The sequence below is a fragment of the Oecophyllibacter saccharovorans genome (assembly GCF_006542375.1).
In the GTDB taxonomy this organism is placed as follows: Bacteria; Pseudomonadota; Alphaproteobacteria; order Acetobacterales; family Acetobacteraceae; genus Oecophyllibacter; species Oecophyllibacter saccharovorans.
Genome location: NZ_CP038143.1, coordinates 814,736 through 837,556, shown reverse-complemented (window position 1 = coordinate 837,556; position 22,821 = coordinate 814,736). Strand labels below are relative to the sequence as shown.

The following is a 22,821-nucleotide window of genomic DNA, read 5'->3' as shown; positions in this document are numbered from 1 at the left end:
GGCCAGACGAGTCGGATCAGGAAGAAGCGCTGGCCTCTCCGGCAGCACAGTCCTGGGCCTTGCCTGACTGGCAGACCCGGGACTAGGGGTATGGATATGTCAGGGTCGGCTCAGCTGGAAGCGCGGCCTGTTGCAGCGGTCTTGCGGGCGCGTTCAGCGCAGACATAGGAGTTGATTTCGCCGCCCAGGGGGATTTCGGTCACTTTCGGAGTGGTCCAGGTCATGGGAAGTCTCTTTCTTTATCTGTTTTGATCTGTTTTACAGTCGTTTTATTCATCCATGTCTTCCCTGCTGCACAATGGGGCACCCGTTTCAGAAGGCAGCCGGATTGAGAGCCGGAAAGGGCAGCAGGGTTCGCTTCAGCGGAAACCCGTGCCGGAAGGGAGCCCATTATAAACATTATAAGTAGGCCATGAAAACAATCGGGCCGTATGTGCGCTCTTCCTGAGCTACAATATGGGCCATGAGTGCAGGCACGAAAAGGTCAAAAACAGCAAAAACCGCTCACGAAACCGCGTATTTCCGCTCCTCCGGGACGGTTGATCTGAATCCTGCCAGGGATCTTGCCTGCCGCGCGCCGGACATGCTCTTCATAAATCTCCCTTTTTCTTTATAAGCACCCGGTGACAGCTGCCGTTTCACAAGGGCTCACAGCCGCAACGGCACAGGCTACGAACCCCCAGGAGACGGACTGCCGTGCCCCAGCCTTCCTGCCCCGCCCCCTCTCTTCCCGCTGACGCGCACGTGCCATCCGCAGCGCCTGCCGCGCCTTCTTCCCCCGGCGCGCCGGCCCGTTCAGTCCAGCCCGGGCGGCGCGGGGTGTGCCTGGTGATCGCAGCCCCCTCAGGGGCCGGGAAATCCACCATTGCCCGTGCCCTGCGGGCACGTGACCCTTCCCTCTTTACCTCCGTATCCGTCACGACGCGTGCGCCGCGTCCGGGCGAGCGCGAAGGGGTGGATTATCACTTCCGGCCGCTGGACCAGTTCCGTGACATGGCTCGAAAGGGCGATCTGCTGGAATGGGCCGAAGTGTTCGGCCGTGGTTACGGCACCCCGCGCAAACCCTTGCTGGAAGCGCTGGAAAGCGGGCGGGATGTCATTCTTGATATCGACTGGCAGGGCTATCGCCAGCTTCGCAAGGCGTTGCCGGAAGACGTGGTGGGGCTGTTCGTGCTGCCCCCTTCGCTGGAAGCGCTGGAAAGCCGGCTGCGCGGGCGCGATTCCGACAGCGCTGAGGAAATCGGCAAACGCATGCGGGCAGCCATGGATGAGATCTCCCACTGGAACGAGTTCGATTACGTTCTGGTCAATGAGGTACTTGATCAGGCGGTGGAAGAGGCGCAGGCCGTGCTGACGGCCGCACGGATGGCTGTCAGGCGCAGGCGTGACCTGCATGCCCAGGTCGCACGTTTCTCCCCGGTTGAGTGAGGGGGCTGAGCGAAGCAGGAAGGGCCATTGACCACCTGGAGATTCTGCTTCACGTTTCTGGGATCGGAAGCCGCGCGGCCACCGCTTGTTCCTGAACCTGTCTTCGCCTGGCGCAGAGCTTTTTCGGGGCCGCGCTCCCAGCAGGAGGGTCTGATGTCTGCGCCTTCTCCGCTCGTTCTCGCGCTGCCCAAGGGACGGATTCTCAAAGCCCTGCGGCCTGTCCTGGCCCGGACCGGGCTGGAGCCCGCGCCGGACTGCCTTGATGAAAGCAGCAGGCGCCTGCGCTTTCCCACAAGTGACCCCCATCTCGATATCGTGCGCGTCCGCTCCTTTGATGTGGCCACTTTCGTGGCCTATGGCGGGGCGGCACTCGGGGTGTGCGGCTCTGACGTGCTGATGGAATTCGACTACCCAGATCTCTATACCCCGCTCGATCTCGGGATCGGTGGGTGCCGCGTGGCGGTAGCGCGCCTGAAGGAACCCGAGGGGCGGCAGAAGCCGTTGCCTGCCAGGGCGCAGGAAGTGGATAGGCGCCCTGAGGGCCGCTCACGCCTGCGGGTGGCAACGAAGTATCCGGCCATTGCCCGGCGCCATTTTGCAGCCCGGGCTATCAATGCCGAAATCGTGCACCTGCATGGCGCCATGGAGCTCGCCCCGACGCTGAGCATGGCCGATGTGATTGTCGACCTTGTTGACACAGGCGCGACATTGCAGGCCAACGGACTGGAAGAGATCGAAACCATCACGCCGGTTTCAAGCCGCCTGATCGTCAATCGCGTGGCGCTGAAAACCCGGCCTGAAGAGGTCGGCACCCTGATTGAGCGTTTCCGCCAGGCGGTCTCCGCAAAATCGGCGCCCGCAGGTTCCGGTCCCGGGGAGCAGGTGCAGAAAGAAAAAAGAGCGACCATGCACGCCAATGAGGCAGGGCGATGATCTATCTGGATACGAGCGATCCGGCTTTTTTCCTGAGATTCCAGGCCTTGCTGACAGCGCGCGGTCAGCAGGGGGAATCTGTTGCTGCACCCGTGCGCGATATCATCCAGGACGTGCGGGCGCGCGGAGATGCCGCTCTTTGTGAGCTGACGGAGCGTTTTGATCGGGTAACGCTGACACCCCAGACCCTGCGGCTGACGCAGGAGGAGATTTCTGAAAGCGCTGCCCAGGTGCCCTCAGAAACCCGTGCGGCGCTTGAACTGGCAGCCGCGCGCATCACAGCCTTTCATGAAGCTCAGATGCCGCGTGACCTGGATATGACGGACGCAGAAGGCATACGCCTGGGCATGCGGTGGATTGCGCTTGATTCAGCCGGTCTCTACGTGCCGGGCGGCAAGGCCGCTTATCCTTCCTCGGTCCTGATGAACGCCCTGCCAGCCCGCGTGGCCGGCGTGGAGCGGCTGGCCATGTGTGTGCCCACGCCGGGCGGTGAGCTCAATCCGTTGGTCATGGCGGCAGCCCAGCTGTGCGGGGTGACGGAGATCTACCGGATCGGCGGTGCACAGGCGGTGGCGGCCATGGCTTACGGCACAGTCACCATCGCGCCGGTTGACCGCATCACCGGTCCTGGCAACGCTTACGTGGCTGAAGCCAAGAAGCAGGTCTACGGCCATACCGGCATCGACAGTATTGCCGGTCCTTCTGAAATCGTCGTCGTGGCTGACAGCTCCAACGATCCCGCCCTGGTGGCGCTGGATCTTCTGGCGCAGGCTGAACATGATGAGCGGGCTCAGGCCGTTCTCATCACGGATGACGCCGCCTTTGCCGAGCGTGTGGTTGCAACGGTGGAGGAAATCCTGGCCATCCTGTCACGCCGCGAGATCGCTCGCAGAAGCTGGGAGGATCACGGTGCGGTCGTGGTGGTGCGCGACTGGGGGGAAGCGTCGGAGATCGTCAATGCCCTGGCTCCCGAACATCTGGAAGTGATGCTTGACGACCCCCGGGCCTTCAGTGCAGGTGTACGCCATGCCGGAGCGATTTTCATGGGCCGTCACTGCCCCGAAGCTTTGGGGGACTATGTCGGGGGCCCCAACCATGTGCTGCCTACCAGCCGGACGGCGCGTTTTTCCTCCGGCCTTTCCGTGTTTGATTTTCTCAAGCGCACCACTACCATCGAAACTGATGCCGCCGGCCTGCTGGCCATCGGTCCGGCTGGCGCGGAACTGGCGCGCGCGGAAGGGCTGGAGGCGCATGGTCTCAGCCTGTCCGAGCGGATAAGGCGGCTGACCGGGCAGGGGTCGGAATGAAGGCAGACCAGGCGCCAGCTTACAGGCCGGTGGTTTTCAAGCCGGTGGTTTTCAAGATAGAGGGCATGAGTTGCGCCGCCTGTGCGGTGCGTCTGCAGCGCGTGCTCGGTCGCGTGCTTACTTCCTTTTTTCAGTCTTCTCCCGCCCCTGATGGCCAGGCGGGTGCCGAAGAGGCGGCGAGCCACGAGGTGAATGTCAGCTTCGCCACCGGCACCGCCCAACTGCTGATCCCTGATGCGTTGTCACACGCGCAGAAAGAACTGCTGGTGCATGAAGTCGTGCAGGCGGTCGGAAAAGCCGGATTTACAGCGCTGCCGGAAGAAAACCTGCAGCAGGCCGCAGGTGCCCCTCCAGGCCCGGCGGCTTCTGAAAGCGGGAAAAGGCCTTTCTCCAGGCTTGCTGGAGAAAACGGAAAGAGCGGCAGACAGGGCTTCCTGATCCTGGCCGATTTCACTGTTGCGCTGATGTGCACGCTGCCTCTGATACTGCCCATGCTTCCAGGGTGCGGTGACCTGATGCCGCCACCCTGGGTGCAGCTGGTTCTGGCCAGTGTGGTGCAGTTCTGGTGCGCGCGCCGCTTCTGGCGGCAGGGCTGGGCGGCGCTGCGGCACGGCGGGGCCAATATGGACGTGCTGGTGATCCTGGGTTCTTTCGCCGCCTGGTGCTGGAGCGTGGCGGTCATGGCGTTCAGGTTGCCGCAACCGCTTTATTTCGATTCCGGGGCCACGGTGATCACCCTGGTGCTGCTGGGAAGGTGGCTGGAGCTGCAGGCGCGCAACAGTGCGCGGGCAGGCCTGGCCCATCTGCTGCAGGCCCGGCCCGTCATGGCGCATCTCGAGAGCCCCGGCCCGGACGGCGAGACGCTGTTGGTGGATGTGCCCGCAGGCCAGCTGCAGCCGGGACAGGTGGTTATTGTGCGCCCGGGTGAAACCGTGCCAGCGGACGGAACCGTGCTGCACGGCATTTCCGAGCTTGATGAATCTCTGTTGAGCGGTGAGTCGATGCCTGTGGAACGCGGGCCGGGCCAGCAGGTGCTTGCCGGGGCGATCAACCGGCTCGGTGCGCTTGGCGTGCGGGTGGAGCAGGCGGGCGAGACGACCGAACTGGCCCGCATCGTCCAGCTCGTGGCGCGCGCCCAGGCCAGCAAGGCCGATATCCAGACGCTGGCTGACCGCATATCAGCTGTTTTCGTGCCGGTCGTGCTGGCAGTCGCCCTTCTGGCGCTGCTGGGCAACTGGATCTGGCTCGGCGCTTTTGCCCCGGCGCTGATCCGGGCAGTCGCAGTGCTGGTGGTAGCGTGCCCCTGCGCGCTTGGTCTGGCCACGCCCACAGCCATCATGGTGGGCACGGCGCGCGGAGCGCGGGCAGGTATTCTCTTCCGCAGCGCCCGTGCACTGGAGCGTGCACGCAAGCTGACCATGCTGGTGTTCGACAAGACCGGCACCCTGACTGAGGGCAGGCCCAGCCTTGTTGCCTGCCAGGCTGTAGCGCCCTACAGCGAGACATTTCTTCTGGCGCTGGCAGCCGCGTTGGAACGCGTGTCCGAACACCCGCTCGCACGTGCCGTCCGTGCGGCAGCGGAAGAACGGACGCCGGGAGAAATTCCGGAAAGTGTGCTTGAAAACACTCTGCCGAAGCTTGTCAACATCCGGGCTGTTCCCGGTCAGGGCATTGAAGGCGCGCTGCCCCAGGGCGGCCAGGCCTGGCTCGGCACACGCGCCTTTCTGGAAAGCCGTCATGTCGGCTGGACGGCAGAAGCAACAGCCTGGCTGGAGCGGCAGGAAACGCTTGGTCACACGGCAGTGGCGGTCGCCTGGCAACGCACGGCTGCCCAGCCGGCCCAGCTGGTGGGCTTCCTGGCTTTTGCTGACCGTCTGCGTCCTGAAGACCGGGCGGTGCTGCAGGCGCTGGTTGCTGAAGGCATCACCCCGGCCCTGCTTTCGGGCGACCAGCCGCGCGTTGCGCATCTGGTGGCACGTGCGCTGGGAATTGAAATCGTGCGCGCCGGTGTGCTGCCGGGACAGAAAGCGGAGGAAATCGCCCGGCTGGAGGCAGAGGGGCAGATCGTCGGCATGGTCGGCGACGGCATCAATGATGCGCCTGCCCTGGCAGAAGCCGATCTGGGGATCGCGCTGGGCAGTGGCGCGGCGCTGGCGCTTGAGAGCGCTGATATCGTGCTGATGCGCGGGGGCCTGGCCGCCCTGCCGCCCGCGCTGTCACTTTCGGCAGCCGTGATGCGGTGTATCCGCCAGAATCTCTTTTTTGCTTTCGGCTACAACGCTCTGTGCATTCCCCTGGCCGCTTTGGGGGTTCTGAGTCCGGTTTTCGCTTCAGCCATGATGGCACTGAGCTCAGTCTGTGTGGTGGGCAATGCCCTGCTTCTCAATCGTTGGCATCCCCGTTTTCCCTTTGCTGACGCCTGAACGGCGGGGGTGGCAGCAGATTTTGCAGACAACGGTGAGGCGCGGTCTTTTTCCCCGGCAGTCCCGATGCTATACCTCCGCCTTTCCTGAAAAGGCTGAAAGTCCCAGCGGTATCAGACTGCCACATATGAAACGACCGTTTCCCGGTGGCTGGGCCCAGGACCGGAAGGCAGGAAGGGGGGATGAAACACCAATGATTCTGCGGCACTTGCCTTCCTTCCTGCACCTGTCTGCCAGGCTGTGCCGTTCATGATGACTCCTGTCACCACTTCGCTGCTCAATTTCACGCTGGCTTCCACCATGTTCACGATCTCGCCGGGGGTGGGGGCGGCGCTGGTGCTGCGCTCCGCCATTCGTGGTGGTCATGCGCTTGGGATGGGGGCTGTGTGCGGCATCGTTCTGTCGCAGCTGCTCTGGGGAATCTGGGCTTCTCTGGGCTTGTGTGCCCTGCTTGCCGTCTCTCCGACGGCCTATACGATTCTCAAATGGGCCGGCGCGCTGTATCTGGCCTGGCTGGGCCTGCAGATGATCTTCCGCCCCAATGACGCGTTGGAAGGCGAAGCCCTGGCACTGGCGGAACCCGAGGCCCGGATCGCTTCTGTCCAGGGGCACGATTCGGACCGGCGCAGACTGGCGTGGAAGAGCCGGTTCCGGACGTTCTGGCAGGGGGTGAGACGCGGTCTGACCACTGACCAGCTCAGCCCCGAAACCGGCGTTTTCGTGGTGAGCTTTTTCCCCCAGTTCATTCCTCATGGCAGCAACGTGGTGGAATTCACCATGCTCCTTACCCTGATCCTCATGGTGGAAGCGCTGATTTTCCTGGGCGCGCTGGTCTTCCTGACCGTGCCGCTGGGCCATCTTCTCGCCCGTCCGGCTATCGGACGCTGGATCGACCGGGTGACGGGCGTCATGTTCCTTTACTTCGCCTTCAGTCTGGCCATGGCCACGGCGCCTCACTGATGGAAACGGAGGCCGAGAACGGGAAGGGAAGAACCGGGACGGGCCCTGGGTCCCAGCAAGGGACTGTGGCAGTAAGGCGCATGGCTTTGCGTGTGTTTCTGTCCCGGCTACCCCTTCCCGAACTGGCCCTTCTGGCTGCGACCGTCGTGTGGGGGGGCTCCTATGCCGCCATTCACCTGGCGCTGCAGTTCTGCGGTCCGCTCTTTTTCGTCGGGGCCCGTTTCCTGATAGCAGGCCTCATCACGGCTGCCCTGTTTGCACGCCAGCTGCGGCGGGTGACCGGGCGTGAGATCCTGGCCGGGATGGTGATCGGCGTGGCTGTATGTCTGGGCCAGGTGCTGCAGACTGTGGGGCTGGAGACCATCACCATCAGCCAGTCCGCTTTCCTGACCGCCCTGTACGTGCCGACAGTGCCATTGCTGCAATGGCTTGTGATGCGCCGCCCGCCCCGGCTGCAGGCGTGGCTCGGCCTTGCCTGCGCTTTTGCCGGTCTGCTTCTGCTGACCGACCAGGGTCTGAAAGGCTGGGCTAGTTTCGGTGATTTCACCCCGGGCGATACGCTGACCCTCCTTTCAGCTGTGGCGGTGGCGTTCGAGATCGTCCTGATAAGCTGGTTCGGCCAGGCCAGAAAACCGCTCAATATCGCCAATGTCACGGCTGTGCAGCTGCTGGCCACAGGCGTTTACGCTCTGGGGGCGATGCCCGTGTTTCATGAAACTGTTCCGGCCTTCAACTGGGGCTGGGCCGGTCCTGCTCTGGGGCTGGGCGTGGCCAGTGTCGGCATCCAGCTGGCGATGAACTGGGCCCAGCGCGATATTTCGCCTACGCGCGCGACACTCATCTATGCCTGCGAGCCAATCTGGGGCGGGCTGTTCGGCCGGTTCCTGGGCGAGCGCCTGCCAGCCCACGCTTTTCTGGGAGCGGTGCTGATCGTCGCGGGAGTAATCATAAGCGAGCTGAAACTGAAAGTGCCGCGGTCAGGGGCGCGCAACCGCTCCGGGCCCAAAGCGGGTTAGGGACTGTCAGTGGGGCCACCTGATGTATCCGGCCCAAGCAGAAAGTGCCGGACGGCATCATTGAAGGCCTCAGGCTGCTCCACATGCAGCCAGTGCCCGGCATCTGGCAGGGTCTGGAGCATGGCATTGGGAAAAAGCGCTTTTACGGCCGGCCAGCTGTCAGGGCTGACATAGGGAGAGCGCCCGCCGCGCAGGAAAAGGGCTGGTCCCTTCCAGCGCCGTTGATTCAGGGCCTGTGGCCAGTCTTCAATCTGGGCAAAGCCTTCGGCGATCTGGTTCATGCCGATCGTCCAGCGCGCAGGGGCGGTGGGGCCGAAGGCAAGATTCTGGCCCAGCCAATCTGCCAGGGCCGGATCTGATGCCTGGTCGCTGGAAGCCGTGCCCGGCATTCCCCTCAGGGCGGCCAGCAGAAAAGCCCGCACCTCCTGGCGGTCGCGCAAAACGGGGAATTTCAGCGCTGCCAGGGTCTGAGCCAGGCGGCGCTGGCCGAAATGCACCGGTGCGGGCGCGATATCTGCCACCACTAGGCGTTCCACCCGCTCAGGCGCTAGCAGTGCCATGGCCATGGCGGTTTTTCCCCCCATGGAGTGGCCGAGCACGCAAGCGCGTTCCAGCTCCAGCTGTGTCATGGTGTCCAGAACGTCCTGCGCCATCGCCTCATAGGAAACGGGGCCGTGGGGACTGTCGCCATGGTTGCGCAGGTCAAAGGCCCATACCCGGAAATCAGGGGCCAGGCTGCGGGCCAGCTGCCCCAGGTTGCGGCCGCGACCGAAGACGCCGTGCAGAAGCACCACTGCCGGCTTCTGCATGCTGCCCTGCTCGTTGCGTTCATGAAAAGTTAGCTGCATGGTGAGCTCCACAGGACAGATTACGGACGGAAATTGGGGCAACGCGTTCCAGGCCGGAGCCTAGAACAGGATCGGTTCTGCTGGAAAGCCGGGCCTTGGGAGCGGAAACAGGCGAGATGAGAGCGGGGTGGAAAGGGACGCGACGCAAGCGGGAGGATCAGGCCAGGCCGCGGATCAACTTCGCACGGCTTCGCAGGCGTGCTCTGGTGCGCGCAGCTCCCCCGCTGTTGCGTGGCCTGGTGCGCCGCCACCCCGTCTGGCTGACCTTGCTTGCAGCCTGCGTCGGGGCGCTGGGCGGCATGTGCGTGGTGGTGGTGACGCGCTTTACCCTGATGGCGCACAGATTTCTCTACAACCTGCACAACAGCGGACATCTTTCAGCGCTGGCGCATCTGCCCTGGCAACGCTGCCTGACGGTTCTGCTTCTGGGCGGGATGGCTGTCGGGGTGGTCAGTCTGGTTGCCAGCCAGCTCATCCGTCGCCCCACCATTGACCCCATCGAAGCCAATGCCTTGTATGGCGGGCGCATGTCGCTTGGCGATTCCCTGGTTCTGGTCGCGCAGAACACCCTCTCCAACAGCGTAGGCGCCAGCATCGGGCTGGAGGCAGGCTTTTCCCAGATCTCCTCGGCTCTCGGCTCCTGGCTGGGCCAGTCCTTCCGGGTGCGGCGCGAGGATCTGCGTATGCTGGTGGGGGCAGGGGCTGCAGGGGCGATCGGAGCGGCGCTCAATGCGCCGCTGGGTGGCGCGTTTTATGCTTTCGAGCTGATCATCGGCACGTATTGCCTGCTCAACCTGGCGCCCATTGCCGCTGCGGCCATCGCCGGGGTGGGAATGGTGCATCTGCTCGGCCTGCCGCCCAGCACCGAGCTTATCTTTCAGCAGCCGGACTGGCACATGGGGTGGCGTGACGTGGCAGGGGTTGCCGTGCTGTCGATCGCCTGCACGCTGAGCGCCATCGTCATCATGTGGGGCGTGACGCAGTTCGAGGCTCTGTTTCGCCGGCTTCCCGGTCCGGCCTGGCTGCGTCCTGTCCTGGGAGGGAGCCTGGTGGCTGTGCTGGCCGGCACTGTAAGCCCGGCTGTGCTGTCTTCAGGCCATGCGGCCATCTGGCTGGTGCTCTGCGGCAAGGTGGGCGCTGCGATGGCCCTGCTCCTGCTGGGGGCCAAGGCGCTGGCCACGTCGCTTTCCGTCGGATCGGGCTTCAGGGGCGGGCTGTTTTTCGCCTCGCTTTATCTGGGAGCGCTGGCCGGGCTGGGGCTCGGTGCCTTGCTGGCGCCTTACGGCCTGGCACCGCACCAGCCGGTGGTCTGTGCCGTTCTGGGAATGAGTGCGGTGGGGGTGGCGATCATCGGCGGCCCGATGACCATGATCTGCCTGGTGCTGGAAATGACCGATGATGCCGGCCTGGCCAGCGGCGTGGTTCTGGCCGCCATTCTGGCCTTTCTGACCGTCAAGCACCTGTTCGGCTATAATTTCTCCACCTGGCGTTTCCACCTGCGGGGCGAAACCATTCTCTCCGCGGTCGATATCGGCGGGCTGCGTTCGCTCTCAGTGCAGAGCCTCATGCGCACACGTGTCCGCACCCTTCCGGCCGGTACCCCCTTGACGCGTGCACGCGCCCTGTTTCCGGTAGGCAGCGGGCGGCGGATCGTCCTGGTGGGCGAAGACGGGCGCTATGAAGGGATGGTTTCCATCGCTGAGCTCCATGCAGGTCCTTCCTCTGATGAACCGGTAGCTATTCTGGGCCGCCAGCATGACACCATGCTTATTCCCGAAATGACGGCGCGTGCGGCGCTGGAAAGCTTTGCCAAGGCGGAAGCGGATGTTCTGGTGGTCGTCGAGGACCGGCTCTCACGCCAGGTGGTGGGCCAGCTGGAGGAGCACTACACGTTGCGCCGTTATGCAGCCGAGCTGGAGCGTTCGCGGCGTGAGCTGGCCGGCGAGGACCGCTTCCCGGTCTGATTGCTGGCCCCTATTCGCCGGTGTAGCGCGCAGGCAGCGGGTCAGTGTAGGGTGGGCGCATTGAAGGCACTCTTTTCCGGTGTGCCTGATCCGTTCTCTCCATCTTCGGTTGCTGAAGGAAACCCTTTGACATGAGCACCCCCGAACAACGCCTGACCCAGCTTGGCATCACCCTTCCCCCAGCCGCTGCGCCGGTCGCCAATTATGTGCCGGTCGTACAGACAGGCAGCCTGCTTTTCGTCTCAGGTCAGCTGCCGCTTGTTGACGGCAAGCTGCTGATCGAGGGCAAGCTTGGCGCCGGCGTGTCGAACCAGGCTGGGGAAGCCTGCGCGCGCGCCTGCTTCATCAATATTCTGGCCCAGCTTCAGAACGCGCTGGAAGGGGATCTCAGCCGCGTCAAGCAGGTGGTGCGCCTGGGCGGCTTCGTTGCCTGCGCCCCGGACTTCACTGAGCTGGCCCCGGTCATGAACGGCGCTTCGGACCTGGCAGCCACGGTTTTTGCCCCGCACGGCAATCACGCCCGCAGCACGGTCGGCGTCACCAGCCTGCCGCTCAATGCCCCTGTCGAGGTCGAGGCCATTTTCGAAGTCGTCTGAAGAGCCACCCTTTTGCCGGGACGGCAAGCCTGTTCCGGCGCTCAGCACGTAATTTTTCCTTGTGGGAGTTTCCACCGTGACCGCAACGCCGCCTGACCGTCTTTCCATCTATCCCGATAGCCCCTTTTATGACCACGACGCGCTGTCGCGCGGTATCGGCGTGCGCTTCAACGGTCAGGAAAAGACCAATGTTGAGGAATACTGCCTCAGCGAAGGCTGGATCCGGGTGGCCGCTGGCCGTGCCGTGGATCGCAATGGCCGCCCCATGACCCTCAAGCTCAAGGGACCTGTGGAAGTGTGGTTCCGTGATGACGCCGAAAAGGATACGGGCGCTGCCAATCCCCAGGCCAGTTCCCAGGAAGGAAAGCCCTCCTGATTTCTGCTCCTGAACCAGAGACAGGCAAGGCCTGCCCTGCGGGAGACGGGCAGTCCGGGCGGCGCAGCCTGAAAGTGGTGCCGGCCATGGCTGAAGGGCGGCTCGCCGCTGTGCCGCTGGTGGGGCTGGCGCCGGCAGGCGCTTCGGCGTTCAGGCGGTTCCAGGCCTTTGTGGGGCCGGGCTACATGGTGGCTGTGGGCTATATGGACCCCGGCAACTGGGCCACGGATCTCGAAGGCGGTGCGCGTTACGGCTATACGCTGCTCAGCGTCATCCTGATCTCCAATCTGATGGCGGTTCTGCTGCAGTCCCTGTCCGCGCGCCTGGGCATCGCCACGGGTCAGGACCTGGCACAGGCCTGCCGGCTCTGGCTGCCGCCCTGGCTGAACGGATTTCTGTGGTTCACCTGCGAGATCGCCATCATCGCCTGCGACCTGGCTGAGGTCATCGGCACGGCGGTTGCATTGCAGCTGCTTTTCGGCTTCCCGCTTCTTTTGGGCGCGTTTCTGTCAGTCGGAGACGTGTTTCTGGCTCTGTTGCTGATGCGCTGGGGATTCCGGCTGCTTGAAGCCTTCGTCATGGCCCTGCTGGGAATCATCGCGCTCTGCTTCGGCATTGAAGTCGTCATGGCCCATCCGGCCCTGAAAGCCCTGCTGCACGGCTTCATTCCCAGCCCGCATATCCTGACCGATCCCGGCATGCTGTATCTGGCTATCGGCATCATCGGGGCAACGGTAATGCCCCATAACCTTTACCTGCACTCCGCCCTGGTCAAAACACGCGCTTATCCCCGCACGCTGGAAGGGCGGCGTGAGGCGCTGCGCTGGGCGCAGCTGGACAGCGGGTTCGCCCTCACCCTGGCGCTCGGGGTCAATGCGGCCATTCTGATCGTGGCGGCCGCTGCTTTTCACGGCACGAAATACCAGAATGTCGCCGAGCTGAGCGATGCGTGGAAGCTTCTCACCCCCGTTCTGGGGTTCGGCATGGCCTCCACGCTGTTTGCTGTGGCGCTGCTGGCGGCAGGCACCAATTCCACGGTGACCGGCACCCTGGCCGGTCAGATCGTGATGGAAGGTTTTCTGCACATTTCCCTGCCCCCCTGGCTGCGGCGCCTGCTGACGCGGGGCGTGGCCGTGCTGCCGGTTCTGCTGATCATCGGCCTGTGGGGCGAAGGCCATGTGGGCAGCCTGCTGATTCTCAGTCAGGTGGTGCTGTCACTGCAGCTGCCCTTCGCAGTCATTCCGCTGGTGGTGTTTACCAGCAGCCGCAGGAAAATGGGTCCCTTCGCCCTTTCGCCTTTCTGGGTCGCGATGGCCTGGCTGGTGGCGCTGACCCTGGTCGGGCTGAACGGCAAGCTTCTGTATGATGCTCTGAAAGGGCTTCTATAAGCCTTCAAGTTCAGTGAAACCCTGTGAAGCGAAGCCCGTCACAGATCAGGGCAGATGGGCCTTGCCCGGGTCAGGCGCCTTGCTGGGCAGCAGAGTGGGCAGGAAGATCAGCGTGCAGAACAGGGTGCAGGCCAGTGACAGCATGAGCAGCTTGCCCATGCTGGAAGTGCCGGGATGCTGGGAGAGAGCCAGTGAGCCGAAGGCTGAACCGGTGGTCAGGGCCGAAAACAACACGGCCCGGGCTGTGGGCGAGACCAGCGGGTCTTTTGTTCCGACCGACCAGTTCATCACGAAATAGATGTTGAAGGAGACGCCGACGCCCAGAAGCAGTGGCAGGGCGATGATGTTGGCGTAATTCAGCGAGACGTGACAGCAGACCACGACGATCACGGTCATGAGCGACGACATGACCAGGGTAGCGATGACCAGCCCCATTTCCTGCGGGCGCCGCAGGGCGATGAGCAGAACCAGCGCGATCGTGCAGATGGCGCATAGCCCGGCTACCGTGAAAGCGTGAATCATGGTGTGCGCTGAGCCGATGATCTCCGCTGCCGGTCCGGCCAGATTGGTCGTGACAGTGCGGAGCTGGCTGACGAAGTGATGCAGTACCTTGGGCTCTGACATCTGGCCCTTGGGGTGGATGATCAGCAGGTAACGCCCGTCCGGCGTGACGTATTGGCGGCGGATGTCGGCTGGGATGTTCTCAAGCGTGACGGGGGGCGTGAGGGTGAGGGCTGTGCGTAGCTGATTGAGCTCATCGGGCAGGAAGCGCGTGAGATCGGCATTTATCTGCAGCAGCAGGCTGTCAGGGGCTTTTTCAAGCTTGCGCAGGGCGGCAAGGATCTGCTTGAGCGGCGCGTTCAGCTTGTCGGCCGGAACCGATTGCAGCGCGTCAGCCGCCTTGGCAGCGCTTTCCCGCAGTTCCTGTGCCGTGGGCGGGGGTGCAGGGTGCGATACATCCAGCGAAGGGAGGAGCATGTCTGCGGCGTCGGCAATCATTTCCCGCTTGACGGGTTGCTGCTCAGGCACCAGCGCGCCCAGCCACAGGACGTCATTCACGCTTGAAAGCTTGCTGATGGCAGCCGCCAGCCGGGCTGCCGTCTTTTCGTCAGGAGCGAGAACTTGGGCACTGTAAGGGGTGGTCAGGGGGTTCTGCTCCAGCAGGTGCAGCGCCCGCATGCCTTCGGTATGGGGGTTTTTGGTGTGCAGGGGGTCGGAATCGAAGGACAGGAAGGGGATCAGCGCCAGGCTCAGCAGGGCCAGCGCGCCGAAGATGCAGAGCAGGACGGGGCGGTGGCGGCGCAGAAAGTGGTCCACCGGTGCGAGTTCGCTGAAGCCGGTGCTTTTGTTGGCCGGATGCGCATGGAACAGAACCAGCAGGGCCGGCAGGAGGGTCAGGGTGTTGATGAAAGCGATCAGCATGCCGGCGCCTGCGATCAGGCCGAGCTGGGCGACCCCCACGAAACTGGTGGGAATGAAGGCCATGAAGCCGCAGGCGGTGGCAAGGGCTGCGATGAGAATCTGCGCGCCGCATTCATGACCTGTGCGCGCCAAGGCCTTGAGCGTGGAAAGCGGCATGCCGTCAGGCGCTACCTGGCTGCGGAAACGCACGCTGTACTGAATGCCGAAATCAACCGCGATACCGACGAAGAGAATGGCAAAGGCAACGGAAATGAGATTGAGCGTGCCTACCGCCAGGGCGGCAAAACCGGTCGTGAGCACCAGCCCCGTGATGAGGGTGATCAGGATGGGAATGATGATGCGCGGGGAACGCACAGCCAGGGTCAACCAGAGCGTGACCAGGGCCAGTGAAAGCACCAGCCCGACCACCATGCCCTTGGCGACGGTGGAGAATTCCTCATCGCTGAGCTTGGCTTCCCCCGTGATGAGAGCGTGCACGTGCCCGGCTTTGACATCGGGCAGGCTGTCAATGGCCGCACGCATGGCCCGGGTTGCCGCGGCCGCCGGCTCAAAGGAGGAGAAGTTGCGTTTGGGGTGGGTAACAACGAACTGGTACTGACCACCCAGATCGCTCACCTTGCCAGCCAGCAGTCTCTGCCAGGAGACAGGATAGGGGTGGCCGTCGGCAGCAGCGGTCAGGGCGTTGGCCATGCCCTGCAGGGCCGGATCGAAGCTGGGCGGGATCTCCTGGCCGTGTTCAATTCCGGTTGCGATCATGTCGAAGGTGCTGAACAGGCCGCGCGCTGAGGGGTCAGCTGCCAGCGTGCCGAGGAAGGGCTGGGCGGCAATGATGGAGTTCAGCAATCCGTCCAGTGTCTTGACCGGCAGAAGCTCGAAGGCATGCTGCACGTAATAGGGATTGTCGGCCGGCACGGAGACAGTGTTGAAATTCCTGTGGTCGCGCGTGAGAATGGCGGCCAGCTGCTTGGCTGATTCATTGCCTTCCTCCGGCGTGTCGGCTGAAATGACCGCTACGAGGGAGTCTTTGTCACCTGGAAAGAGCTTCTCGATGGTATTGACGCGCTTTTTCCACCCCAGGGAGTTGGAGAAAAGCTGGTCGGTATCGGTCGTGACCCCGAGCCGGTCATGACTGACCCAGAGGGCGCCGAGTACAAGGCCGAGAAATACCAGCACCACGCCAAGAGCATGGTGAAGAGAGAAGTTGTTGAGCCGGGTGGTCAGTTTCGTGAGCATGGCAGAGGATTTTAGTGGGGTGGGGCGGGTTTTGCCATCCCCGGCAGCGCGGAAAAACACCCGAGAACTTCTGCGGAAACGCGCCTGACAGACAGATGGGCAGACAGGTAAGGAAAGGGAGGGACGATGAGCTGGACGCTGGATGGCCCGGCCGGCCGTGAAAGCGTGGTGAAAGGCAGCGTGTTCCGCGCGCGTGCAGCGCCGGTCAGCTCAGCGGAGGAGGCGCTGGCTTTTCTGGCTGAAGTCCGTGTGGCGGAGGCCACGCATAATTGCTGGGCTTTCAGGATCGGCCAGAATTTCCGCACCAGTGACGACGGGGAGCCGGGAGGGACGGCAGGGCGCCCCATCCTATCGGCCATTGAGGGCCAGGACGTGGACGGGGTGATGGTGGTCGTGACGCGCTGGTTCGGCGGGGTCAAGCTTGGCGGCGGCGGGTTGGTGCGCGCCTATGGAGGGGCGGCTGCAGTCTGCCTGCGGGAGGCTGCCAAGACGCTTTACGTGCCGCGCAGCTGGTGGCGCTTTCACTGCCCCTTCTCCCTGCATGGGGAAGTCAGTGCCAGACTGGGCCAGTGGCAGGTGGAGGTGGCTGACTGCACGTTCGGCGCCAGCGGAGCTGAGATGCTGCTGGGCGTGCCGCTGGAATGCACTGAGGAATTGTCAGCCTGGCTGCGTGATCTGACACGCGGCCAGCAGCAGCTGCGAGCGGTGGAAAAAGCTTGACTTTAAGCTTGATTTCATGCATATGAGAATAATTCTCAATTAGAATTCTTATTCTGTTCTCGGGGTTCTCCCGGACTTTTCGCAAATCAGTGCCTGTATATGATTGTCTGTTCCTGCAATGTCCTGTCGGACAAGGATGTTACCGCCGCCATCGCGGCTGGCGCGCGCCGTCCGTCAGCCGTCTATGCGCATAAAAAATGCCAGGCCGATTGCGGAAAATGCACGCGCCAGATCTGCCGGTTGCTGAAGGAAAGCGGGGTCGAGGGCATAACCGGCTGTCCGCCGGACCTTGACGGCCCTGAAACCTGCGCGGCTGCGGCATGTGCGCCCGTGACCCCGGTAGCGTCATTGCCCTGATTGTCAGCCTCTGTGGAGTTATCTCCGCTGACGTCAGGAAAGGTCCGGAAGCCTCAGATGCTGGCAATGAAACCTTCAGGCGTGCCGTCAGCCGGATTGACGAAAACCACGTCATCGGGCGCGCGCCGGGGCGTGTCGATGGCCAGGAAGATGACCGGGTCACGTATGATGCGGGGCAGGGCGTGCACCATGCGCTTCGGAAAGACGAGCAGATGGCCCGGCGCAAAGGGCGCTTCAGTGGCCGGATCACCCATCCAGAACGTTCCCTCGCCTGACAGGACGTGAAGGACTTCGGCGCACTGAGTGTGGTAATGTGGTGGAACGTCGCGGTAGATCCGGAAGACCCGGATGCTGGCTTCCGGCTTGTCGGTCAGATAGGTGTCCAGAAGCATCGTGTCCGCTGTCTCGGGAAAGGCGGCGGCGATCCTGTTGAGGTCGAAGCGCCCATCCACCGAGGGATTCAGGGTCATCAGGTGTTCTTCTTCGATCATGCTGCCTGCTCCCCGGTCTGGAGAAGTTTCTGCGCTGTGGCGGTATCGGCGACCTGGTGCAGGGCGGCAATCTTACCGTTTTTCACGGTCCAGAAATGTGCAAAAGTAATATCGCCCGCGCGGTCTTCGCCTGACGGGTCTTTTTTTGTCCGCACGTGATAGACGCCCGTTGTGGCGACGACATTGCCATCAACCATGAAGCTGTGCGGATGTGCCTCGTATTCTGAAAAATGCGTCATGACCTTGGGAACGAAGGTCTCCACAACGGCTTTGCGACCCTCGTAGCGGCCTCCCTCGGGAAAGGTAGGCAGAACCTCCCAGAGAATGTCATCGGCCAGCAGGTCGGTATTGCCGGTCGCATACCAGTTCTCCACAGTTTTCCGGGCAGTGTCAGTCATCATTCTCTTCCTTCTGTTCAGCTGTGTCAGGCCCTTGGGGTGAAGCAGGGGTGCCGTGAGCCTGGGGTCCCGCTGCAAAAGCGGGGTTATGGAAAAGAGAGTGTGGATTGTGGGGCCGGCAGGCAAGAAGGCACTTTTAAGGCCCCTAGTGTTGGAAACGATACCGGACAGGGGCTGTATGACGTGTGAGGCGAACGGGTGCTGCCCCAGAAACGCCCATCAGAAAACCCAGGTTTTCCGCTGAAAAAATCCTGGCAACAGAGTTTTCTGTCAGCACTGAGACGGTTGAGGAAGACTGCGTCAGAAGAGCGGTTTTCAGTGTCACAAAAAGAAAAAACTCCGGTCCCGCCACGTCTGAAGTGGCAGAGCCGGAGTTTTATTTCGAGTCTGGCCTGCCGCCCAGGCAGGGCCGGAGTCACGCGCGTTTTAGATGCTTTCAGGCGCTGGGGCAGAGTTCAGAGTGATGTAGCGCTCAATGCCGACCAGCTTGATGAGATCGAGCTGGGCGTCGATGAAGTCTTCGTGCTCTTCCTCATTGGCGAGGATTTTGACCAGCAGATCGCGCGAAACGTAATCACGCACGGATTCGCAATAGGCGATCGCCTCGCGCAGGCTGGCCATGGCCTGCACTTCCAGCTTCAGGTCGCATTCCAGGATCTCCTGCACGTTCTGGCCGAGCAGAAGGCCCCCGATCTTCTGGAGGTTTGGCAGGCCGCCGAGATAGAGAATGCGCTTGGTCAGCCAGTCGGCATGCTGCATCTCCTCGATGGATTCCTCATACTCCTTCTTGCCCAGAAGGGTCACGCCCCAGTGCTGCAGGGTCCGGGCGTGGAGGAAATACTGATTGATGGCTGTCAGCTCGTTGGTCAGCTGCTGATTGAGATAGTCGATGACCTTCTGGTCCTTGACGCGACCGGCGGGCTGGGAAGTCATGAACGTGGTTCCTGTCGTGATAGTGAGGGGGTTGCGGCAAGGCGTGAAGCCAGAGGCGCCGGCTGTGGGAAGCAGGCTCTTCAGGCGCTTTTATGCCTGGGGGTTTCTCCCCAGGATAACATCGCCCTTCAGGAACACCAAACAGCCTGCCTGCCGCCGCAAGGCGGGAAACCGGGTGAGAGAAGCGCCTTTCAGGCTTCTGCGGATTTTTTTGCCGGAGAGGCGAATTTTTTCATCAGATCGGCCAGATGGCCCAGCTCTTCCAGCTGCAGGCCTTCAGGGGCTTTGGGGCGGGCGCTGGCACTGCCGACATGGCGGGGAAGCAGTGCCGTTCTGAAGCCGAGCTTGGCCATCTCCTTGAGGCGCAGCCCGGTCTGGGGCACCTGGCGGATCTCACCTGAGAGACCAATTTCGCCGAAATAGGCCGTGTTGGGATCGGTCGGCTGGCCGGTGGCAGCTGAGATCAGCGCTGCAGCCACCGCCAGATCAGCTGCAGGCTCATTGATGCGCAACCCGCCTGTCACGTTCAGGTGCACGTCCATCGAAGCGAGCTTCAGCCCGCAGCGCGCTTCCAGCACGGCCAGAATCATGTTCAGCCGCGCGCTGTCCCAGCCCAGCACGGCGCGGCGTGCTGCCCCATCGCCTGATTTGGCTGAAAGCAGGACCTGGATCTCCAGCAGGACCGGGCGCGTGCCTTCCAGACCGGCGAAAACAGCCGACCCCGCAATGTTGCCACGTCTTTCAGCCAGGAAGAGGGCTGAGGGATTGGGCACTTCACGCAGGCCTGCATCGGTCATGGCGAACACGCCGATCTCATCGGTCGCACCGAAGCGGTTCTTGGCAGCGCGCAGGATGCGGAACTGGTGGCCGCGGTCGCCCTCGAAATACAGCACGGCGTCCACCATGTGCTCCAGCACGCGCGGGCCTGCCAGCGCTCCCTCCTTGGTCACATGGCCGATCAGGACCAGGGCGAATCCCTGGGTCTTGGCCAGCCGGATGAGTTCGAAAGCGCAGCTGCGCACCTGGCTGACCGAGCCGGGCGCGCCTGAAACGCCTTCCAGCCACATGGTCTGGATCGAATCGATCACCACGACCTTGCGGCTTTTGACCTCCTCCAGAGAGGCGGCGATGTCGGCAACATTGATGGAGGCAGCAAGCTCCAGCCGCTCCAGGGTCTTGGGGTCCCCGTCCAGCTCCAGTCTGCGGGCACGCAGGCGGATCTGGTCGATCGCCTCTTCACCTGAGACATACAGCACGTCATGGCCGCTGCGGGCCAGGGCACAGGTGGTCTGCAGCATCAGTGTCGACTTGCCGATACCCGGATCACCGCCGACCAGCACCACCGAGCCCGGCACCAGGCCGCTGCCCAGCACGCGGTTGAGCTCAGCCATGCCGGTTTCGATCCGTGCCGGAGGGGTGGCGTTGCCGTCCAGCCGTGTCGTGACCAGCCGACCGGGCCTGCCTGCCGCTGCGCCGGCACCCCCCTGGGGGCGGTTGGGCGTGGCGCTGACGGTCTCTTCTTCCAGCGTGTTCCATTCGCCGCAGACATCACAGCGCCCGTTCCATTTCGGAAAAACGGCCTGGCACTGGGTGCAGACGAAGCGGGTGATCGGTTTCCTGGCCATGACCCTTCATGACCACACTCTGCCCGTTATTGAAACCTCTTATTGAGAGAGGTTTCGCCCGGTCAGGCGGCAGCCTTGCAGCTGCAGTCAGCGCCACAGTCGCAGTGGGCGCCGCAGGTGCAGGTGCCCGTGCCGCCCGCAGCAGGGCAGTGGCAGGCGCAGGCTTCTTCGCGCTCTGTCTGCTTGCGCTGCGTGTTGTTCGTGTGGCCGTGCAGGTGCTCAGGGCGATGGTTGCGATCGTGTTCAGTGGCCATGGAAACTAATCTTTCAGAAAATGAATTTGAAATGGAGGAGAGAGCAGCTTTTCTGCTTTGAAAACCGGGGCGTGAAGGCGTCAATGGCTGATTGCCGCCTGCAGAGCTCCGCATTACTTCCAGCTCTGGACGGCATTGATGAGATCACCGACGGAGGTGGCGATCTCCTGGAGGCGGGAATCAGGCCGGCCCTCGAACTCCTGCCGGATGCCGCTCATCTCGCTCGTGATGTCCTCGATGCTCAGCACGCCCTTCTTGACCAGGGCCTTGCCGATGGCGGTGATGTAGAGACGGGTGAGGGCATTTTCAAGCTCGGGCGTGCTCATGGGGAGGTCCTTTCAGAAAACATGAAAAACGGTTCAGGAGGAAAGCGGCAGGGGATAGTCGATCTTGATCGGTCCCTTGAGCCAGCCATGGGTGAACTGTTCCACGACAGGATTGCCTGAGTCCATCAGCCTGTCAGCCGGGCCGCTCCAGATGATCCTGCCTTCATAGAGCATGGCGGCGCGCGTGCCGATGACCTGGGCTGATTCCATGTCGTGGGTGATAGTGATGGCCGTGGCACCCAGGCGCTTGACGCAATCGACGATCAGCCGGTTGATGACCGAGCTCATGATCGGGTCCAGCCCTGTGGTGGGTTCGTCAAAAAGCTGGATGCTCGGACGACCGGCCAGGGAACGGGCGAGGCCGACGCGTTTCTGCATGCCGCCCGAAAGTTCGGCAGGCATCAGGTCCCCGACGCTTGCCCCCAGCCCGACCTGCGCCAGGAGTTCCAGCGCCTCCTGTCGTTGGCGGGGCAGGGGCAGCTTGCGTGTCTGCGGCGCTTTGGCCCGCAGGCCGAAGAGGATGTTGTCGAGCACGCTCATGCTGTCGAACAGGGCAGCATTCTGAAACAGCATGCCGATCTGCTGCAGGCATTTCTCGCGTTCCTCGGCAGGGGCGGTGAGGATATCCACCCCGTCGATCTCGATGCTGCCTTCATCAGGGGTCAGCAGGCCGAGAATGCTGCGCAGCAGCACGGATTTGCCGGTGCCTGAACCGCCGATGACCACTAGGGATTCCCCGGGCCAGACGTCAAGATCGACCCCGTCCAGCACGACATGACTGCCGAAGGTCTTGCACAGACCGCGGATGCGGATGCGCGGCACCGTGCCCTTCTGCGCCTGCGCCGGGGGCGTGCCGCCAACGGGTTCATGGCCAGGCGCGGGCGCGGCAATGTCGGCCGGGGCTTTTTCAGTTTCCTGGGGGACTGCAATCGTCATCTGGTCCTCATCTGCCTTTGCCTGGTGCTTCAGCCGGTGAAGAAAAGATCGGTCAGCATGTAATCGAAGATCAGCACCATGATGGAAGCGCCGACCACTGTGGCCGTTGCCGCGGCCCCAACGCCTTCAGCGCCGCCCTTGCTGTGATAGCCGTAATAACAGCCCAGAAGGGCGATCAGAAACCCGAAGACCGCTGCCTTGACCAGCCCGACAATGACATCGGACGCTTTGAGCCCTGAAAGCGTTGCGGTGATATAGGCGTCAGGCGCAAAGCCCAGCTTGGCCACTGAGACCGTGAAGCCGCCGAAAACGCCGAGAATGTCAGCCACCAGCACCAGCAGGGGCAAGGCCAGTGTGCCGGCCAGCAGGCGGGGGGTGACGAGGTATTTGATCGGATCGGTCGACAGCGTGGCCAGCGCGTCGATCTGGTTGGTGACCCGCATCGTGCCGATCTGCGCTGACAGGGCCGCCCCGACGCGACCTGCGATCATCAGCCCGGCCAGAACGGGCCCCAGCTCACGCGTGATGGCCAGCAGGACGATATGGGCGATGGCATTCTGGGCGTGATACTGGCTGAACCCGGTATAGGACTGCAGGGCGATGACCCCGCCTGCGAAAATGGCTGTCAGCGCCACGACGGGCAGGGAAAGAAAGCCGATATTCACCAGGCTGGAGAGGAAGATCTTCCAGTAGAAAGGCGGGCGTACGAGCCCGCTCAGCCCCCGCAGCCCGAACAGGACCACACTGCCGACCTGACGGAACGCGCTGAGCACCAGACGACCCAGAGCGACGAAGGGGGTTTCCAACATGCGCACCCTTCCTGCTCTATCCTGCACAGCCCCTGAACGCAACCGGCGCTCCTGTTCTGCAGGATATGAAAAAGGACC

General features: G+C 63.0%; 23 protein-coding genes. 12 read left to right on the top strand and 11 right to left on the bottom strand.

All coding sequences use genetic code 11. The annotated features are described in order from the left end of the window. Positions 1 to 110 precede the first annotated feature (110 nt). Positions 111 to 224, bottom strand: coding sequence for a pyrroloquinoline quinone precursor peptide PqqA (pqqA, locus tag E3E11_RS03630; RefSeq protein ID WP_141451232.1), 114 nt, complete (start codon positions 222 to 224; stop codon positions 111 to 113). A gap of 595 nt (positions 225 to 819) precedes the next feature. On the opposite strand from pqqA, the gene gmk reads away from it, so the two are divergent. The 6 genes from gmk (at position 820) to E3E11_RS03600 (ending at position 8,067) form a co-directional block, all read left to right on the top strand. Continuing rightward, on the top strand, positions 820 to 1,428 hold the full coding sequence (gene gmk / locus E3E11_RS03625) for a guanylate kinase (RefSeq protein WP_231119017.1): 609 nt from the start codon (positions 820 to 822) through the stop codon (positions 1,426 to 1,428). Positions 1,429 to 1,581: 153 nt separating this feature from the next. Continuing rightward, a complete protein-coding gene (gene hisG, locus E3E11_RS03620) occupies positions 1,582 to 2,361 on the top strand; it encodes an ATP phosphoribosyltransferase (protein ID WP_141451231.1) in 780 nt (259 codons plus the stop codon). Beyond that, positions 2,358 to 3,668 (top strand): histidinol dehydrogenase, encoded by a 1,311-nt coding sequence (hisD, locus tag E3E11_RS03615; RefSeq protein ID WP_141451230.1) that lies wholly within the window; start codon positions 2,358 to 2,360, stop codon positions 3,666 to 3,668. The genes hisG and hisD overlap by 4 nt, the downstream gene beginning before the upstream one ends. Beyond that, the gene (locus E3E11_RS03610; protein ID WP_141451229.1) at positions 3,665 to 6,091 is read left to right on the top strand and encodes a heavy metal translocating P-type ATPase; all 2,427 of its coding nucleotides are present in this window, start codon (positions 3,665 to 3,667) and stop codon (positions 6,089 to 6,091) included. The genes hisD and E3E11_RS03610 overlap by 4 nt, the downstream gene beginning before the upstream one ends. A gap of 249 nt (positions 6,092 to 6,340) precedes the next feature. Continuing rightward, entirely contained in the window at positions 6,341 to 7,051 is a 711-nt protein-coding gene (locus tag E3E11_RS03605) for a LysE family translocator (protein WP_141451228.1), read from the top strand. Between the two features lie 80 nt (positions 7,052 to 7,131). After that, positions 7,132 to 8,067 (top strand): DMT family transporter, encoded by a 936-nt coding sequence (locus E3E11_RS03600; RefSeq protein ID WP_141451227.1) that lies wholly within the window; start codon positions 7,132 to 7,134, stop codon positions 8,065 to 8,067. Here E3E11_RS03600 and E3E11_RS03595 read toward each other — a convergent pair. Continuing rightward, the gene (locus tag E3E11_RS03595; RefSeq protein WP_231118985.1) at positions 8,064 to 8,915 is read right to left on the bottom strand and encodes an alpha/beta fold hydrolase; all 852 of its coding nucleotides are present in this window, start codon (positions 8,913 to 8,915) and stop codon (positions 8,064 to 8,066) included. The genes E3E11_RS03600 and E3E11_RS03595 overlap by 4 nt on opposite strands. A 116-nt stretch (positions 8,916 to 9,031) precedes the next feature. On the opposite strand from E3E11_RS03595, the gene E3E11_RS03590 reads away from it, so the two are divergent. The 4 genes from E3E11_RS03590 (at position 9,032) to E3E11_RS03575 (ending at position 13,239) form a co-directional block, all read left to right on the top strand. Then, a complete protein-coding gene (locus E3E11_RS03590) occupies positions 9,032 to 10,879 on the top strand; it encodes a chloride channel protein (RefSeq protein ID WP_141451226.1) in 1,848 nt (615 codons plus the stop codon). A 131-nt stretch (positions 10,880 to 11,010) separates the two neighbouring features. Further along, positions 11,011 to 11,475 carry a RidA family protein gene (locus E3E11_RS03585; RefSeq protein WP_141451225.1) on the top strand — a complete coding sequence of 155 codons (465 nt, stop codon included), beginning with the start codon at positions 11,011 to 11,013 and terminating at the stop codon, positions 11,473 to 11,475. Between the two features lie 76 nt (positions 11,476 to 11,551). Next, positions 11,552 to 11,851: a DUF3297 family protein gene (locus tag E3E11_RS03580; protein ID WP_141451224.1), complete on the top strand. Its 300-nt coding sequence runs from the start codon at positions 11,552 to 11,554 to the stop codon at positions 11,849 to 11,851. A gap of 86 nt (positions 11,852 to 11,937) precedes the next feature. Continuing rightward, positions 11,938 to 13,239, top strand: coding sequence for an Nramp family divalent metal transporter (locus E3E11_RS03575; RefSeq protein ID WP_141451223.1), 1,302 nt, complete (start codon positions 11,938 to 11,940; stop codon positions 13,237 to 13,239). Positions 13,240 to 13,284: 45 nt separating this feature from the next. Here the strand turns inward: E3E11_RS03575 and E3E11_RS03570 are convergent, their stop codons facing one another. Then, positions 13,285 to 15,894, bottom strand: coding sequence for an MMPL family transporter (locus E3E11_RS03570; RefSeq protein WP_141451222.1), 2,610 nt, complete (start codon positions 15,892 to 15,894; stop codon positions 13,285 to 13,287). A gap of 126 nt (positions 15,895 to 16,020) precedes the next feature. On the opposite strand from E3E11_RS03570, the gene E3E11_RS03565 reads away from it, so the two are divergent. Together E3E11_RS03565 and E3E11_RS03560 are read left to right on the top strand one after the other, a co-directional pair. Further along, positions 16,021 to 16,614, top strand: a complete 594-nt coding sequence (locus E3E11_RS03565; protein WP_141451221.1) for an IMPACT family protein — start codon at positions 16,021 to 16,023, stop codon at positions 16,612 to 16,614. Between the two features lie 99 nt (positions 16,615 to 16,713). Next, positions 16,714 to 16,971, top strand: coding sequence for a (2Fe-2S)-binding protein (locus E3E11_RS03560; RefSeq protein WP_141451220.1), 258 nt, complete (start codon positions 16,714 to 16,716; stop codon positions 16,969 to 16,971). A gap of 53 nt (positions 16,972 to 17,024) precedes the next feature. On the opposite strand, the gene E3E11_RS03555 is transcribed toward E3E11_RS03560, so the two are convergent. The 8 genes from E3E11_RS03555 to E3E11_RS03520 form a co-directional block, all read right to left on the bottom strand. Continuing rightward, positions 17,025 to 17,462 carry a cupin domain-containing protein gene (locus E3E11_RS03555; RefSeq protein ID WP_141451219.1) on the bottom strand — a complete coding sequence of 146 codons (438 nt, stop codon included), beginning with the start codon at positions 17,460 to 17,462 and terminating at the stop codon, positions 17,025 to 17,027. Further along, positions 17,459 to 17,863, bottom strand: coding sequence for a nuclear transport factor 2 family protein (locus tag E3E11_RS03550; protein ID WP_141451218.1), 405 nt, complete (start codon positions 17,861 to 17,863; stop codon positions 17,459 to 17,461). The genes E3E11_RS03555 and E3E11_RS03550 overlap by 4 nt, the downstream gene beginning before the upstream one ends. A gap of 423 nt (positions 17,864 to 18,286) precedes the next feature. Then, a complete protein-coding gene (gene bfr / locus E3E11_RS03545; RefSeq protein WP_141451217.1) occupies positions 18,287 to 18,793 on the bottom strand; it encodes a bacterioferritin in 507 nt (168 codons plus the stop codon). Between the two features lie 191 nt (positions 18,794 to 18,984). Then, on the bottom strand, positions 18,985 to 20,418 hold the full coding sequence (radA, locus tag E3E11_RS03540) for a DNA repair protein RadA (protein WP_141451216.1): 1,434 nt from the start codon (positions 20,416 to 20,418) through the stop codon (positions 18,985 to 18,987). Positions 20,419 to 20,480: 62 nt separating this feature from the next. Continuing rightward, positions 20,481 to 20,672, bottom strand: a complete 192-nt coding sequence (locus E3E11_RS03535; protein WP_141451215.1) for a hypothetical protein — start codon at positions 20,670 to 20,672, stop codon at positions 20,481 to 20,483. 113 nt (positions 20,673 to 20,785) lie between these two features. Next, entirely contained in the window at positions 20,786 to 20,998 is a 213-nt protein-coding gene (locus E3E11_RS03530) for a hypothetical protein (RefSeq protein ID WP_141451214.1), read from the bottom strand. Positions 20,999 to 21,031: 33 nt separating this feature from the next. Next, positions 21,032 to 21,934, bottom strand: coding sequence for an ABC transporter ATP-binding protein (locus tag E3E11_RS03525; RefSeq protein ID WP_141451213.1), 903 nt, complete (start codon positions 21,932 to 21,934; stop codon positions 21,032 to 21,034). Between the two features lie 29 nt (positions 21,935 to 21,963). Beyond that, positions 21,964 to 22,743 carry an MlaE family ABC transporter permease gene (locus tag E3E11_RS03520; RefSeq protein WP_141451212.1) on the bottom strand — a complete coding sequence of 260 codons (780 nt, stop codon included), beginning with the start codon at positions 22,741 to 22,743 and terminating at the stop codon, positions 21,964 to 21,966. Positions 22,744 to 22,821 lie beyond the last annotated feature (78 nt).

Excerpts from the sequence above, each read along its gene's own strand:
- E3E11_RS03605 (WP_141451228.1), top strand. The coding sequence starts at position 6,341 with ATGATGACTCCTGTCACCACTTCGCTGCTCAATTTCACGCTGGCTTCC.
- hisG (WP_141451231.1), top strand. The coding sequence starts at position 1,582 with ATGTCTGCGCCTTCTCCGCTCGTTCTCGCGCTGCCCAAGGGACGGATT.
- E3E11_RS03570 (WP_141451222.1), bottom strand. The coding sequence starts at position 15,894 with ATGCTCACGAAACTGACCACCCGGCTCAACAACTTCTCTCTTCACCAT.
- E3E11_RS03530 (WP_141451214.1), bottom strand. The coding sequence starts at position 20,998 with ATGAGCACGCCCGAGCTTGAAAATGCCCTCACCCGTCTCTACATCACC.
- E3E11_RS03575 (WP_141451223.1), top strand. The coding sequence starts at position 11,938 with ATGGCTGAAGGGCGGCTCGCCGCTGTGCCGCTGGTGGGGCTGGCGCCG.
- radA (WP_141451216.1), bottom strand. The coding sequence starts at position 20,418 with ATGGCCAGGAAACCGATCACCCGCTTCGTCTGCACCCAGTGCCAGGCC.
- E3E11_RS03525 (WP_141451213.1), bottom strand. The coding sequence starts at position 21,934 with ATGACGATTGCAGTCCCCCAGGAAACTGAAAAAGCCCCGGCCGACATT.
- E3E11_RS03535 (WP_141451215.1), bottom strand. The coding sequence starts at position 20,672 with ATGGCCACTGAACACGATCGCAACCATCGCCCTGAGCACCTGCACGGC.
- E3E11_RS03520 (WP_141451212.1), bottom strand. The coding sequence starts at position 22,743 with ATGTTGGAAACCCCCTTCGTCGCTCTGGGTCGTCTGGTGCTCAGCGCG.
- E3E11_RS03595 (WP_231118985.1), bottom strand. The coding sequence starts at position 8,915 with ATGCAGCTAACTTTTCATGAACGCAACGAGCAGGGCAGCATGCAGAAG.
- E3E11_RS03610 (WP_141451229.1), top strand. The coding sequence starts at position 3,665 with ATGAAGGCAGACCAGGCGCCAGCTTACAGGCCGGTGGTTTTCAAGCCG.
- hisD (WP_141451230.1), top strand. The coding sequence starts at position 2,358 with ATGATCTATCTGGATACGAGCGATCCGGCTTTTTTCCTGAGATTCCAG.
- E3E11_RS03560 (WP_141451220.1), top strand. The coding sequence starts at position 16,714 with ATGATTGTCTGTTCCTGCAATGTCCTGTCGGACAAGGATGTTACCGCC.
- E3E11_RS03590 (WP_141451226.1), top strand. The coding sequence starts at position 9,032 with ATGAGAGCGGGGTGGAAAGGGACGCGACGCAAGCGGGAGGATCAGGCC.
- E3E11_RS03600 (WP_141451227.1), top strand. The coding sequence starts at position 7,132 with ATGGCTTTGCGTGTGTTTCTGTCCCGGCTACCCCTTCCCGAACTGGCC.
- E3E11_RS03585 (WP_141451225.1), top strand. The coding sequence starts at position 11,011 with ATGAGCACCCCCGAACAACGCCTGACCCAGCTTGGCATCACCCTTCCC.
- E3E11_RS03565 (WP_141451221.1), top strand. The coding sequence starts at position 16,021 with ATGAGCTGGACGCTGGATGGCCCGGCCGGCCGTGAAAGCGTGGTGAAA.
- E3E11_RS03555 (WP_141451219.1), bottom strand. The coding sequence starts at position 17,462 with ATGATCGAAGAAGAACACCTGATGACCCTGAATCCCTCGGTGGATGGG.
- pqqA (WP_141451232.1), bottom strand. The coding sequence starts at position 224 with ATGACCTGGACCACTCCGAAAGTGACCGAAATCCCCCTGGGCGGCGAA.
- E3E11_RS03550 (WP_141451218.1), bottom strand. The coding sequence starts at position 17,863 with ATGATGACTGACACTGCCCGGAAAACTGTGGAGAACTGGTATGCGACC.
- bfr (WP_141451217.1), bottom strand. The coding sequence starts at position 18,793 with ATGACTTCCCAGCCCGCCGGTCGCGTCAAGGACCAGAAGGTCATCGAC.